The 13,572-nt window shown below is 69.6% G+C and carries 10 protein-coding genes and 3 pseudogenes; 5 read left to right on the plus strand and 8 right to left on the minus strand.

What is annotated here, in order from left to right; translation table 11 throughout:
• Window positions 1-92 (minus strand): annotated as a pseudogene (locus ABT025_RS39545) (IS5/IS1182 family transposase); the annotation flags it as partial.
• A 270-nt stretch (window positions 93-362) separates the two neighbouring features.
• Here ABT025_RS39545 and ABT025_RS22290 point away from each other — a divergent pair.
• From ABT025_RS22290 to ABT025_RS39550, 5 genes and pseudogenes are all read left to right on the plus strand, one after another.
• Window positions 363-2,183, plus strand: a complete 1,821-nt coding sequence (locus tag ABT025_RS22290; protein WP_350997084.1) for a hypothetical protein — start codon at window positions 363-365, stop codon at window positions 2,181-2,183.
• A gap of 182 nt (window positions 2,184-2,365) precedes the next feature.
• Window positions 2,366-2,560, plus strand: a pseudogene (locus tag ABT025_RS22295) (haloacid dehalogenase); the annotation flags it as partial.
• A 283-nt stretch (window positions 2,561-2,843) separates the two neighbouring features.
• The gene (locus ABT025_RS22300) at window positions 2,844-3,104 is read left to right on the plus strand and encodes a helix-turn-helix transcriptional regulator (protein WP_350997087.1); all 261 of its coding nucleotides are present in this window, start codon (window positions 2,844-2,846) and stop codon (window positions 3,102-3,104) included.
• Window positions 3,105-3,471: 367 nt separating this feature from the next.
• On the plus strand, window positions 3,472-4,515 hold the full coding sequence (locus ABT025_RS22305; protein WP_350997089.1) for a tyrosine-type recombinase/integrase: 1,044 nt from the start codon (window positions 3,472-3,474) through the stop codon (window positions 4,513-4,515).
• A gap of 89 nt (window positions 4,516-4,604) precedes the next feature.
• Window positions 4,605-4,727, plus strand: a pseudogene (locus tag ABT025_RS39550) (3-hydroxyacyl-CoA dehydrogenase family protein); the annotation flags it as partial.
• Between the two features lie 56 nt (window positions 4,728-4,783).
• On the opposite strand, the gene ABT025_RS22315 reads toward ABT025_RS39550, so the two are convergent.
• The 7 genes from ABT025_RS22315 to rplT form a co-directional block, all read right to left on the minus strand.
• A complete protein-coding gene (locus tag ABT025_RS22315; RefSeq protein WP_350997095.1) occupies window positions 4,784-5,314 on the minus strand; it encodes an NUDIX domain-containing protein in 531 nt (176 codons plus the stop codon).
• A gap of 51 nt (window positions 5,315-5,365) precedes the next feature.
• Window positions 5,366-6,706 (minus strand): NsdA family TPR-like regulatory protein, encoded by a 1,341-nt coding sequence (locus tag ABT025_RS22320; RefSeq protein ID WP_350997098.1) that lies wholly within the window; start codon window positions 6,704-6,706, stop codon window positions 5,366-5,368.
• Window positions 6,707-7,132: 426 nt separating this feature from the next.
• Window positions 7,133-9,643, minus strand: coding sequence for a phenylalanine--tRNA ligase subunit beta (gene pheT, locus ABT025_RS22325; RefSeq protein WP_350997101.1), 2,511 nt, complete (start codon window positions 9,641-9,643; stop codon window positions 7,133-7,135).
• Entirely contained in the window at window positions 9,643-10,770 is a 1,128-nt protein-coding gene (pheS, locus tag ABT025_RS22330) for a phenylalanine--tRNA ligase subunit alpha (RefSeq protein ID WP_350997104.1), read from the minus strand. Before pheS ends, pheT begins: the two co-directional genes overlap by 1 nt.
• 157 nt (window positions 10,771-10,927) lie before the next feature.
• Window positions 10,928-12,079 (minus strand): sensor histidine kinase, encoded by a 1,152-nt coding sequence (locus ABT025_RS22335; RefSeq protein WP_350997107.1) that lies wholly within the window; start codon window positions 12,077-12,079, stop codon window positions 10,928-10,930.
• Between the two features lie 122 nt (window positions 12,080-12,201).
• Entirely contained in the window at window positions 12,202-13,044 is an 843-nt protein-coding gene (locus tag ABT025_RS22340; protein WP_350997251.1) for a TrmH family RNA methyltransferase, read from the minus strand.
• 126 nt (window positions 13,045-13,170) lie between these two features.
• Entirely contained in the window at window positions 13,171-13,554 is a 384-nt protein-coding gene (gene rplT / locus ABT025_RS22345; protein WP_024494113.1) for a 50S ribosomal protein L20, read from the minus strand.
• Window positions 13,555-13,572 lie beyond the last annotated feature (18 nt).

Genomic DNA, 13,572 nt, shown 5'->3' on the forward strand with positions numbered 1-13,572 from the left:
CAGCGGCTCTATCCGCTCCCACAGGCCATCCGACACGATCCACGGCGAAGTCCCCATGCCCGAACAACGCTGAATCTCTGACGCGGACACGGTCAGCAGGACCGATCCACCTCATTGTGTTAGCCGTTGTTAGTCATGGTCGCACGCAGGGGCGGTACGACCACGTGGCAACAACTCGCCCAACGGATCGACCCTGGGCTGCGTCATCTCTCAGACAACTCACTGCGCAATCTGCTCGTGGAAGCAGATCACCCAGTGAACGAGAACGCGGTGCCCTTGAGCGTGCTGGTCCTGGCACCCGGGGGCAGAAGAAGTTGCCCTACCTGAGTGCGGTTCTACGGGCCCTCGGTATTGATGCCCCTGTGTCTGAAGCCGAGCTTCAGCGATGGAGTACGGAAGCGATCCGCCGACTCCACACCTTCTACGAGCAACGCAACACCTCGCCCCTGAACGCGCAATCTCCCCCCATCTCTGCCATGAACACGCGTCCGCCGAATGAAGCCAATCGGGAAGACGCGAGCCAGAAGATGCGGCTCCTGCGCGAGAAGATCGAAGAGGTGCGCCAAATCGCAGCTCGTGGGGAAGGAGATCGGGCCGCACGCCTCACCACTTCCCTCAAAGCGGGGGCAACTCATCTCCATCACTACACCGACGCCTGCAAGGACGCCCACGCACTCCGCCGATGGCGCGAGACCAGCAGGCAGTTGCTGCGCAATCTTGAAGACTTGGTCGGCCAAGTCCCTGAGCTTCAGGCTTCAGCCGTTCATCCTCCTACTCTCGCACCGCCAGCTGCCCCTCACCCACCGGAGTGGCCCGAGTCTCCTCCGACCGAACATCTCGAGGCAGCGCACAGCACGGATCAGTCAGCATCACTCCTGCCGCGAATGAGTGAAGCCTTCATCGCAGCCAAGGCGTCCGGGGACGTCACCTCTGTACGCCGCTTCGAGCGGGAGGCGATTGCTCTCGCCGGCAGCAAGGCGTCCGCGCAGACGAAACTGCGGGCACGAGTCCTGAGGGACGAGATGCGTACCTGGATCAAGGCACGGGAGTCCGAGGAAGCGCTCGAATCCATGCGCACAGTCTTCGAGACCTTGCCCTCCCCCGGCGATCCCAGAGAAGCGGAGCGGCTCCGGAGCGCCCTGGAGCATGTCAACGCCCTTCGCCGGCTGTCTTCCGAAGCGCTGACACAGGACCTCTCAGACAGCTTCAGCGATCTCGAACATCGTTTGCACGCTGCGCAGACGGCTGCGGAGCAATCGGCCCGACCTGCCCCTGCGAGGGAAAAAGCAGAGAGGTTGAAGAACAACGGCAGCGATCAGACTGCGGCACTCGCCGATTTCATCTGGCTGGTCAGCGAGATCGAGGCAGCGCGGGAGGCAGACGACCTCGAATCGGTCGAAGCCGCGCGCAGACTCGCTGGCCCGCTGTACGCACGCCACCTCGCTCCGGAGGACCGGGAGCGATTCACCCCGTTCATGCGAGAAGTCAAAGCTTGGTGCGGCGCACACCGGGCACGCCCCGAAACCGTGCCCGTGCTGAAGTCGATCAGGCAGTTGTTCACGAAATTGGACATGACCCGTAGCACGGCGACGGTGTCGGAGATCGGGCTCGTACTCGACACGGTGCGAGAACTGCGGCACAAGATGGACGCGCCCCTACCCTCAGCGGATGAAAAGCGCCTCGTTGGTTGGGAAGCGCGCCTGCGGCAGCGATCGCTCAGAGAGCAAACTACGGCCCGTCGTGAAGCCGCGCCGGACCGTACGGCCAGGCGGCGTCCCGGCGCCGCCGCTGAAACCGCCGCTGGCCAGGCCTCATCGCGGCCAGAACGGTTGTCTCTCGCGGCGGTCGAGCGGCTGGCCGCTCCGGCCCGCGAGGTCCTGATGGACGCCGCTCGCGCAGGAGGTGCGGTTCTGACCTGGGGAGACCTGCGAGCGCGGCTGAAGGAGCCGCTGCCCCATCTGCACCCCGATGACCAGGGTGAACTCCTTGTCGCGGTCGACCGGGACACGCCACAGGATGAGCCGTTGCTGACCACGCTGATGGCGAGTGCGGACATCTCGCAGCACTGGCTGTATCCGCACGTCCGGTTCAGCCTCCACCGTCCGCGGATCCCCGAAGAGGAGCTGGCGGCCCACTGGGCGCGGGAGGTCCTGAAACTCCGACAGATCTGGCGGCATCGGTAGGCCGGGGCCGGGGTGTTCCCCTCTCAGGCACGGGAACGGACTTGGCTCCAGGACGGCCCGATGCTGCATGTCGTCCTGAGCGCGAGTTCGTTCCGGCGGCCGTCTCCCACGGGGGCGGCCCGCGCGTCGGGCCAGGTTTCAGCCGACAAATAGGAACGCCCGGGGATGCCTCGGCACACACGTTGACAGCGGTGATCACGCGCGGGCTGGACTACCGGAAGGTGTTCCAGGAGTTCCGGCCCGGCTTCGATCTCAACGACGAGCGCGAGAGGCGCGCCGCGGCAGGGCAGCCCGAGTACCCCGACGTCCGCGACAGCCTCGCCGCCCTGCGCGCGGACGGGCTGTGGCTGGGCATCGCCGGGAACCAGACCGTGCGCGTCGATATAGCGAGTACATCGTCGGTGCCCGGGTGGAACGACCCGCCGGTCTCCTCCGTGGCCGAGCGGCCGGCGGCGATCCAAGGCGCGGAAAACGGCTGAGTTCGCCAGGGCCCAGGCGTAACGATGCTGGGCAGGACTTTGCTCGACGCTTGGGCGAAGCATGTGAACCGCATCGAACTAGAAATATGAGACCCCCGCTTACCACAAAAGCACGGTACGCCCAAACCGCGACTCGTCAGGGACTCTTGCAGTCGGTCGATTCGACAGACAGGTGCGCACCATGGACGAGAGCAAGAACTGCATGCCCGAAATGGCATTCCTCACGTTGCACAAAGCGGCGGTCTATCTCGGCATCTCTCCCAACACCCTTTACGTGTGGCGCCATCGCCGACAAGGGCCGCCCAGCTTCCAGATGGGCCGACGCGTGATGTACAGGATTTCCGCGCTTGACGAGTGGGTGGACCGGCAGGAAGGGGCGGACTCTCGATCGAACCCTGCTTTGAATCCACTGAACCGCAAGCCGCTGCGTCGCACATCGTGACGTCCACGGCAGCACAGAGCATCGACATCAACTCGACATCAATTCCACCTGCCGCAGCGGGATATGACCTGTCGCGAAGAAGCGTTCCCAACACCGTCAAGCACCCGGAACGCATCATTCGCACAGGCAGGAGGCCCTCGTGGCGGGCTACATCGAGGATCGTTGGCTCAAGAAGAGACCGGACAGGACGACCGGCAAGCGAGAGCGTACTTCCATATGAGGGAAGGGGAAGCGGTACCGTGTCAAGGGCATTCCTGGTATCCAGGACAGGTCCTTCGACACGAGCGAAGACGCCAAGCGCTGGCTCGCTGAAGCCCAGACGGACTCCAGCAGGGGCGACTTCGTCGACCCACGGAATGGTGCCATCTTGCTCGCCGATTACATCGCCGACCACTGGTGGCCCAGTCGAACGGATGAGCCGTCAACTGCGGGTCCCATGCGGAGCCGGATCTGGAACCACCTGATTCCCCTGCTCGGCTCGTATCCTCTGCGCGAGATCGACGCCTCGGCCCTTCGCCGGTTCAAGGCCGACTTGCTCTCTCGAGTCGAGGAGTCTTCCGCCGAGATCATATGGATACACCTCACCACCATCCTGAATGCCGCAGTTGATGACAAGCGTCTACTGAAGAGCCCCGTCGCTGTGCACCGATCGATCAAACGGCCCAAGCCGGTCGACAAGAAGGCGAAGGCGTGGTCTCGAACCACAGTCGACGCGGTGCGGGAGGGCCTACAGGAGCGGTACCGGATCGCCGTGGACCTTGGGCTCGCACTCGGAGTTCGCCAAGGCGAGGCGCTCGGCCTCGCGGAAGAGGACTTCGACTTCAGGGCGGAGGTGGTCCACATACGGCGCCAGCTCCGCTGGGACGGGAAAGGGCGGCCGTACTTCTGCCTCCCCAAGGGCCGAAAGACCCGTGATGTCCCCCTTCCGCCGAACCTCGCCCGCCGCGTCCGGCTCCACGTCCAGCTCTTCCCGCCGGTCGAGTGCACCCTGCCGTGGCGTAATCCTGAGACGCCGACGACCGAGTTGGAAGAGCGTCAGCGCAAGCCGATCACCCTGCGACTCGTGCTGAGCACCTCCCACGGGCTTCGGATCAATCCCGGGACTTGGAACGAGCGCAGCTGGAAGCCCGCTCTCGTAGCCGCAGGAGTTCTGCGCCAGGTCGGCGAGAAGGCGGAGAGTTACGGTTCCCGCGTCCGCCTCCACCCCGTCTACGAGCGCTCACGGCCGGACATGTTCCACGTCCTGCGCCATACCTTCGCGAGTGTGCAGTTGGAGGCCGGCGAGTCCATCGTAAGCGTGGCGACCTGGCTGGGGCACTCCTCCCCGAAGGGCACGCTCGACTACTACGCTCACTTCATGCCTGGCGCAGGCAAGCGCGGACTGGCCGCGATGGATAGGTGGCTCGTGTGATGCAGGATCGAAAGTCCCTGAGAAGTCCCTGTCTCTGGCAAAGCCACCACACAACCGACGAAACAGCAGGTCACAGGGCTACGCGCAACGCCGACCAGTTGTACGCCGAGTACAAGGAGCCCCTGTACGCCGCTCCCCCGCTGCTCCAGCGCATGGTGGACGCGGGCCGGCTCGGGCGCAAGACGGGGTCGGGGTTCTACCCGTACGCCTGATCCCGCCCGCCCTCGCGTGCGAGGGGCCGTCGGCCCCTCGCACGCCGGCTGAACGGTCAGCCCAGCCGTAAGTGGTGCAGCATCATCAGCCCGGCGGCCATCCCCGCGGCCGGGACCTCGCCCCGGGCGATCATGTCGGGCACCAGCTTGAGCGGTATCCACTCACGGCGCGAGGACTCGAAGCCGTCGACGGGGTGACCGGTCCAGCCGGCCTCCTCGCCCCAGTAGAAGTGGTGCCTGGCGTCGGTGAGCCCGTTCGACGGCTCCACGGTCAGCAGCGGGTGCAGCGGGCCGGGGCGCCAGCCGGTCTCCTCCTCCATCTCCCGGGCGGCCGCGGCGGCCGGCTGTTCGCCCTCCTCGACCACTCCGGCCGCGATCTCCCAGCCCCAGCTGTCGGTGATGAACCGGTGGCGCCAGAGCAGCAGGACCTCGTTCGCCTCGTTGACGACCGTGGCCGCCGCGACGGCACGGAGCCGGATCACGAAGTGGTCGAGGTGGTGACCGTCGGGGAGTACGACATCCGCCAGATTGACCCGGAACCAGCGATTCTCGTACACAGTCTGTTCGTTTAGATTCGTCCACTGCACAGTTCTGCCACCTTCTGACTCGTAGGTGGCCATATCGCAGCAGACCCCGACTCACAGCGGTACGCGCAGCGCACCGTCGACGAGATCCGCTGCCCGTTCCGCCTCGGCGCTCCCGCTTGCGATCAGGTGTCCGCGCACGGCCCGCAGCCGGTCGCGCAGCCGCTGCGACTCCATGCCCCTGGCGCGCTCCGCCATCTCCGCCGCCGTGACCGCGGCCCGGTCGGCCTCGCCCTGCCGCAGCTCGATCGTGGTCAGCATCGCCAGCCGGTGGACCCGGCCCCGGTCGTGCGCGGGGGTCCGCACCGCGGCCGCGGCGTGCTCCCTGGCCGCCGGCAGGTCCCCGAGGCCGAGCAGGGCCTCCGCCACCTGGACGTCGACCAGACCCGGCTGCACATAGCCCGTCTCGTCCGGTTCCCGGCCGGGTCTGATCCGTTGGGCCTCGGACTCGGCGCGGCCGATGCATCTCAACGCGCTCGGTCCGTCGCCGAGATGGGCGTACGCCTTGGCCTGCATCGCATGGAGGTCCGCCGCCAGTGCGGGGGTGATGTCGCGTCCGGCGGCCCGCAGCGCCGCCTCGGCGAAGGCGACGGACTGCCGGTATTCGGCGAGGAACAGCGACTGGTTCACCAGCAGGGCGATCACATAGCCGCCGAGCCCCCGGTCCCCGCTCGCCTTGGCCAGCCTCAGTGCCTGGTGGAAGTAGCGCTGGGCGAGCCCGTGCGCGTCGGAGTCGTACGCGCAGATGCCCGCCACAGCCACCAGGGCGCCCGCCGCCCGGTGCAGTTGCCGCCCCATCGCATCGCTGTAGCCGCCGCGCAGCAGCGGAGCGGTCCCGCTGTTGAGGAAGCCGACGATGCGCGCACGCGTCGCGATTCCGCCCGCCTTGCGGTACATCAGTTCGTAGTGGGCGCGGGCGGCCCGCAGTGTTGCTATGTCGGCCGGGCCGACCCGGTGCGGGCCGGTACGGGACACGTCGGCGTCCTCCGGCGGGTTCTCCCACTCCCAGACGGGCATCACCGCGGTGGTTCCCGTGACGGCCGGGGCTGCGACCACGTGCGGGCGCTGCTGTTCGTCGGAGCGCCACACGGCGGTGGCCCGCTCGACGAAACCGGTGAGCGAGGAACCCTGCACGGGCGTGTGGGCTCCGCGGGCCGCCAGACCGATGTCGTCGAGCGAGACGGCCCTGCGCAGCCGGTTCCCCAGCACTTCGCAGATCAGGTCGGGTGCCTGGCCGCGCGGCCGCTGGCCCTTCAGCCAGCGGGCGACGGCGGTGTGTTCGTAGCGCAGACCCAGCCCCCGGGTACGGCCGGCCTGGTTCACCTGCGCGGCGAGCCCGGCCCGGGAGAAGCCCGCCTCGTCGATCAGAGCCTCTAGCAGAGTGTTGGGCTCCATTGCCCCCATCGCCCCCTCCGAAGGGTCGGCACGCCTGGACGTGTCGCCCCAGTGGAGCACGATTCACACGGGGTGTGAACGGAATGCCCGAACCGTCCCGCTGCGCACGCTGTCGCACCGGTCCGCGGATCGCTTGAATAAGTCCCTCGCAAGAGGCGGCCGGGTCGTCTGCTCCCCCTCGTACAGCACGACGACCCGCACCCGCGCCGTCCGCTCTGCCGACCTGCCCGACACTCCGTGGCAGCGCGGACGGCGCCGGATCGCACGACCCACTGCCCACGGATCGGAGGGTGGCTGCGGGAGCGGCCGGGAACCGGGTTCCCCGGGCCTGCCGGATCCCGCGTGCGGTCCCCCGCCCCGGGCGAGCACACAGGAGGGGCGTATCCGGTGGCCGGATACGCCCCTCCTCACTGTGCGGGTGCGCTGTTACGCGCCGCGCAGCACCGCACCCGTACGCTCGGCGGCCAGTGCCACGGCCGCGTCCCGGGCGGCGCTCGCCTCGTCGACGGTCAGCGTGCGGTCCGCGGCACGGAAACGCAGCGCGTACGCCAGGGACTTGCGGCCCTCGCCGATCTGCTCGCCCGTGAAGACGTCGAACAGCCGCAGCGACTCAAGGAGTTCACCCGCGCCCGCGCGGAGCGCCTGCTCCACGTCGGCGGCGGGCACGTCCTGGCCGACGACCAGTGCGACATCCTGGGTCGCCACCGGGAAGGTGGAGATCCGCGGCGCCTGGAGGGCGCCGTCCACGGCCTGCTCCAGGACGTCGAGCTCGACCTCCATGGCGCAGGTGCGCTCGGGCAGGTGGAGTTCCTTGATGACGCGCGGGTGCAGCTCGCCGGCGTGACCGAAGAGGGTCTCCTCACCGTTGACCGTGACGTACAGCGCGGCGCAGCGGCCCGGGTGCCACGGCGCGTGCTGGTCGGCGCGGACCGTGAGGTCGACACCGGCCTCACGGGCGATGGTGCGGGCGGCCTCGACGGAGTCCGCCCAGTCGGCCGGGCGGCCCTTGCCCCACCAGCCGGCCTGCTCGCGGGCGCCCGCCAGGACGACCGCGGCGTGGCGCGGCTGACGCGGCAGCGCGGCGTTGAGCGAGGCGATCTCCTCGTCGGAGGGACGCCGGTCGACGGGCAGCCGGACGGGCTTCGTCTCCTGGCCGGTCGGCCTGAAGACCAGACCGGTCTCGAAGAGCGCGAGGTCGTGGCTGCCGCGGCCGTCGTTGCGCCGCAGCGCGCCGAGGAGGCCCGGCAGCAGCGTGGTACGCAGCGACGGCTCCTCGTCGGAGATCGGGTTGACGAGCCTGACCGTACGGCGGCGGGCGTCGTCCGCGTCCAGGCCCAGCTGGTCCAGGACCGCCTCGCCGGTGAACGGGTAGTTCAGCGCCTCGACGTATCCGGCGCCGGCCAGTGCCCGGCCGACCCGGCGGTGCAGCCGCTGGCGGTCGGTGAGCCCGCGGCCGGACGGCGGCGTCGGGAGCGTGGAGGGGAGGTTCTCGTAACCCTCCAGCCGGATGACCTCTTCGGCGAGGTCGTTCGGCTCGTTGAGGTCGGGCCGCCAGGACGGGGCCGTGACCAGGAGCTCGTCCTGCCCGTAGACGTCGCAGCCGACCTCCTGGAGGCGGCGCACGACGATCTCGCGGCCGTAGGCGACACCGGCCACCTTGTCGGGGTGGTCGGCCGCCATCGTGATGGTGCGGGGGCCGGACGGGGCGGTGACCTCGGTGACGCCCGCCTCAGCGGTGCCACCGGCGAGCAGCACGAGCAGGTCGACGGTGCGCTGCGCGGCTGCCGCCGCGGCCTGCGGGTCGACCCCGCGCTCGAAGCGCTTGGACGCCTCGGAGGCCAGCTTGTGGCGGCGCGCGGTGCGGGCGATCGAGATCGCGTCGAAGTGCGCGGCCTCGATGACGACCTCGGTGGTGCGCGCGTCCTCGGAGGCATCGGCGATCTCGGTGTTGGCACCACCCATGACACCCGCCAGGCCGATCGGACCGCGGTTGTCGGTGATGACGAGGTCGGCCGCGTCCAGGACACGGACCGTGCCGTCGAGCGTGGTGAGCTTCTCGCCCTGCTCGGCACGGCGCACCCCGATCGGACCGTCGATCCGGGTCCCGTCGTAGGCGTGCAGCGGCTGCCCGAGTTCGAGCATCACGTAGTTGGTGACGTCGACGGCGAGCGAGATCGGCCGCATGCCGGCCTTCTGGAGCCGGCGCTGCATCCAGATCGGGGACCGGGCCTCGGGCTGCAGGCCGACGACGGTGCGCGCGGTGAAGCGGTCGCAGCCGATCGGGTCCGAGACCTTGACCGGGTAGCCGTACGCGTTCGGCGCGGGCACGTCCAGGAGGGCCGGGTCGCGCAGCGGCAGGCCGTAGGCGATGGCGGTCTCGCGGGCGACGCCGCGCATCGACAGGCAGTAGCCGCGGTCGGGCGTGACGGCGATGTCGAGGACCTCGTCGACGAGCTGGAGCAGCTCGATCGCGTCGGTGCCGGCCTCGTGCTCCGGCGGCAGCACGATGATGCCGTGCGTGCCGTCGTCGCCCATGCCGAGCTCGTCGGTGGAGCAGATCATGCCGTGCGAGGTCCTGCCGTACGTCTTGCGCGCGGCGATCGCGAAGTCACCGGGCAGCACGGCGCCGGGCAGGACCACGACGACCTTGTCGCCGACGGCGAAGTTGCGGGCGCCGCAGACGATCTCCTGCGGCTCGCCGGTGCCGTTGGCGGAGCCGACGTCCACCGTGCAGAAGCGGATGGGCTTCTTGAAGCCCTCCAGCTCCTCGATGGTCAGCACCTTGCCGACGACCAGCGGGCCCTTGAGACCGGCGCCGATCTGCTCGACGGTCTCGACCTCGAGGCCGACGGCGACGAGCTTGGCCTGTACGTCACGGCCGGTCTCGGTGGGCGGCAGGTCGACGTACTCCCGCAGCCAGGAAAGCGGGACGCGCATCAGATCTCCATCCCGAAGGGCCGGGTGAACCGGACGTCGCCTTCGACCATGTCTCGCATGTCTTCTACGTTGTGGCGGAACATCAGCATCCGCTCGATGCCGAACCCGAAGGCGAATCCGCTGTACTTCTGGGGGTCGACGCCGCAGGCGATGAGCACCTTGGGGTTGACCATGCCGCAGCCGCCGAGCTCGATCCAGCCCTCGCTGCCGCAGGTGCGGCAGGGGCGGTCCGGGTTGCCGACGGACTCGCCGCGGCAGACGTAGCAGACCATGTCCATCTCGGCGGACGGCTCGGTGAACGGGAAGAAGTTCGGCCGGAGCCGGGTCTTCATGTCCGGGCCGAAGAGCGCCTGGACCATGTGGTCGAGGGTGCCCTTCAGGTCGGCCATGGTGAGGCCCTCGTCGACGGCGAGCAGCTCGATCTGGTGGAAGACCGGGGTGTGCGTGGCGTCGAGCTCGTCGGTCCGGTAGACCCGGCCGGGGCAGACGACGTAGACCGGGGGCTCGCGGTCGAGCAGGGTGCGGGCCTGGACCGGCGAGGTGTGCGTGCGCAGGACGACACCGGACTCGTCGTTCTTCGCGCCGTCGGCGCCCTCGACGAAGAAGGTGTCCTGCATCTGCCGGGCCGGGTGGTCGGGCACGAAGTTCAGGGCGTCGAAGTTGAACCACTCGGCCTCGGCCTCGGGGCCCTCGGCGACCTCGTAGCCCATGGCCACGAAGACGTCGGCGACGCGCTCCATGATGGTCGTCAGCGGGTGGCGCGCACCGGCCGGGGTGCGGTCGTACGGCAGCGTGACGTCCACCGCCTCCTCGACCAGGACCCGGGCGTCGCGCTCGGCCTCCAGTTCCGTCTGGCGGGCCGCGAGGGCCCTGCCCACGGCGGCGCGGGCCTGGCCCACGCGCTTGCCGGCCTCGGCCTTCGCCTGCGGCGGCAGTGCGCCGATCTCGCGGTTGGCGAGTGACAGGGGCGAGGTACCACCGGTGTGCGCGGTCTTCGCCTGGGCGAGCGCTTCGAGGTCGCCGGCGGCGGCGAAGGCGGCGAACGCCTCGTCCCGGATCCGCTCGATCTCTTCCGGTTTCAGTGCCTCGACCTCGACTGGGTCGTACGACTTGTTCGGTGCCGACATCTCTTCCCGTACTTCCGATTGGCTGGTACTGCTCTTACCGGGGGATACCCCCGGACCCCCGTGGCCGCGCTCGACGGCCGGAGGACGCAAAGGTGCCAAAGGTCGAGTCTAAGGGCCACAGGATGTGTGGGCCGCCCGTGGTCCGCTCAGGCCTCTTCTACTTCATGTAGGCCGGCGTGCTCACGGGCAGAATAAATCGGAACTCGGCGCCGCCCCCGGGGCCGCGGCCGACCGTGATCGTGCCGCCGTGCGCCTCGACGATGCCCTTGACGATGTAGAGGCCCAGGCCGGTGCCGCCGCGCTTGCTTCCCCGCCAGAAGCGGGTGAAGACACGGCCCATCGACTCCTCGGGGATGCCGGGGCCTTCGTCGCTCACGGTGACCGCCGTTCCCTTCTCGTCGCTCTTCGCCGGTGCGGCTGCCACCTCGATGGTGACGGTTCCCTCGCCGTGGCGCACCGCATTTTCCAGCAGGTTGCCGAGCACCTGGTCGACCTTGTCCGGGTCCGCCCACACGGTGGGCAGCGGCTGGCAGGTGCGGACGAGGAAGCGGCCGGGGTCCTGGCCTGCGGCGGTGAGTGCCTGGATGTGGCGTTCCACGGCGGCGGAGAGGTCCACGGGCTGCCTGCGCAGCTCCAGACGCCCCGAGTCGATCCGGGAGATGTCCAGGAGCTCGGTGATCAGGCGGGTGACCCGGTTGGCGTCGGCGTAGACGGTCTCCAGCATCAGCCGCTTCTGGTCATCGGTGAACCGCTCCCACTTGGCCAGCAGCGTGGCGGTGAAGCCCTTCACGGACGTGAGCGGCGAGCGCAGCTCGTGGGCGACGGTCGCGATGAGTTCGGCGTGGCTGCGCTCGGTACGGCGGCGGGCCTCGGTGCCGCGCAGGCTGACCACCAGCCGGCGGACGGGGCCGGTCGGGCTCTCGCGTACGTAGCGGGCGGAGACGAGGACCTCGCGGCCGCCGGGCAGCAGGAGGTTGCGTTCGGGCTGGCCGACGCGGGTGGCGAGGCCACCGTAGGGGTCGGTCAGCTCCCACCAGCGGCGGCCCTTGAGGTCCTCCAGCGGCAGTGCGAGTTCCAGCGGGCGGCCGAGCGCGGCGGCCCTGGGCACTGCGGTGATCCGCGCGGCGGCGGAGTTGAAGCAGATGACCCGGCCGGTCTCGTCCGCGACGACGAGCCCGTCGGGGAGGTCGTCCGGATCCAGTCCCTGGCCCCCGGACCCGCTGCCGCCGACGGTGACGCCGTCCGGGTCCTCGGCGGGGCGCACGACGGCCGCGTGTGTCGCCCGCGGTCCGCTCATGCCGACAGCCATATTCCCGTACCCCACCTCTCGAACCGGTGCAGTGGGCCCCCGAGTTCGTCACCCTACTAGTCGTCGGTGACGGAGCGACACCCTGCGGGGGCGCCGGGCCGGAAGGCGACGGCGCGGGTGGTTCAGCCGGCGGCGGGGCGGGGCCGCTGGGCGCGCGCGGAGGCGTACAGGCAGACGGCGGCCGCGGTGGCCAGGTTGAGGCTCTCCGCCTTGCCGTGGATCGGCACCCGTACGACGGCGTCGGCCAGCGCCCGGGTCTCCTCGGGCAGGCCCCAGGCCTCGTTGCCGAAGACCCAGGCGGTGGGTCCGCCCATGGTGCCGGCGTCGAGCTCGTCGTCGAGGTCGTCCTCGCCCGCGCCGTCGGCGGCGAGGATCCGTACACCCGCGTCCCGCAGCCCCCGCACGGCCTGCTCGACGGGCACGCCGACGGCGACCGGCAGATGGAAGAGCGAGCCGACGGAGGCGCGCACCGACTTGGGGTTGTACAGGTCCACGGAGGCGTCCGTGAGGACGACCGCGTCGGCGCCCGCGGCGTCCGCGCAGCGCAGCACCGTACCGGCGTTCCCGGGGTCGCGGACGTTCGCGAGGACGGCGACGAGCTTCGGCCGCGCGGCGAGGATCGACTCGAAGGGCGAGTCGAGGAAGCGGCAGACGCCGATGAGCCCCTGCGGGGTGACGGTCTGCGACACGTCGGCCAGGACCTCGCTGTCGGCCAGGTGCACCCGGGCGCCCGCGTCGAGGGCGGCGTCGACGATGGCTTCGTACCGCTCGGCGGCCTCGACGGTGGCGAACAGCTCGATGAGGGTCGGCTCGCCGTCGCTGCCGCGGTGGTCCGCGGCCTCGCGCACGGCCTGCGGCCCCTCGGCGATGAACCTGCGCTCCTTGCCGCGGAAGTTGCGCCGGGCCAGCCGCCGGGCGGCGGCGACCCGTGGCGAACGCGGGGAGATCAGTTCGGGGGTGCCCATGTCGGCGGCGAGCCTCTCTGCGTACGAAGGTGCTGGGCCGGACAGGCCCTGGGCGTGCAACGCACCGGACCCGCAGACGACGAGCGCCTGCGGGTCCGGCTCAAAAGCCAAGAAGTGCGGCCTGGATCAGGCAGCCTTCGGGGCGTTGACGTCGCTCGGGAGGGCCTTCTGGGCAACCTCGACGAGGGCGGCGAACGCGTTGGCGTCGTTGACCGCGAGCTCGGCCAGGATCTTGCGGTCCACCTCGATGTTGGCGGCGTTCAGACCCTGGATGAGGCGGTTGTACGTCATGCCGTTCTGGCGGGCCGCAGCGTTGATGCGCTGGATCCACAGCCGACGGAAGTCGCCCTTGCGCTTCTTGCGGTCGTTGTAGTTGTAGACCAGGGAGTGGGTGACCTGCTCCTTGGCCTTGCGGTACAGGCGCGAGCGCTGACCGCGGTAACCGCTGGCGGCCTCGAGAATTGCCCGGCGCTTCTTGTGGGCGTTGACTGCCCGCTTGACGCGTGCCACTTGTTAACTCCTTGTAGC

The sequence above is a fragment of the Streptomyces sp. NPDC002809 genome (genome assembly GCF_040295435.1).
In the GTDB taxonomy this organism is placed as follows: domain Bacteria; phylum Actinomycetota; class Actinomycetes; order Streptomycetales; family Streptomycetaceae; genus Streptomyces.

What these genes read in the sequence shown, in the direction of transcription:
- ABT025_RS22300 (WP_350997087.1), top strand. Translation starts at nt 2,844, where the DNA reads ATGGACGAGAGCAAGAACTGCATGCCCGAAATGGCATTCCTCACGTTG.
- ABT025_RS22320 (WP_350997098.1), bottom strand. Translation starts at nt 6,706, where the DNA reads ATGGAGCCCAACACTCTGCTAGAGGCTCTGATCGACGAGGCGGGCTTC.
- pheT (WP_350997101.1), bottom strand. Translation starts at nt 9,643, where the DNA reads ATGCGCGTCCCGCTTTCCTGGCTGCGGGAGTACGTCGACCTGCCGCCC.
- pheS (WP_350997104.1), bottom strand. Translation starts at nt 10,770, where the DNA reads ATGTCGGCACCGAACAAGTCGTACGACCCAGTCGAGGTCGAGGCACTG.
- ABT025_RS22335 (WP_350997107.1), bottom strand. Translation starts at nt 12,079, where the DNA reads ATGGCTGTCGGCATGAGCGGACCGCGGGCGACACACGCGGCCGTCGTG.
- ABT025_RS22340 (WP_350997251.1), bottom strand. Translation starts at nt 13,044, where the DNA reads ATGGGCACCCCCGAACTGATCTCCCCGCGTTCGCCACGGGTCGCCGCC.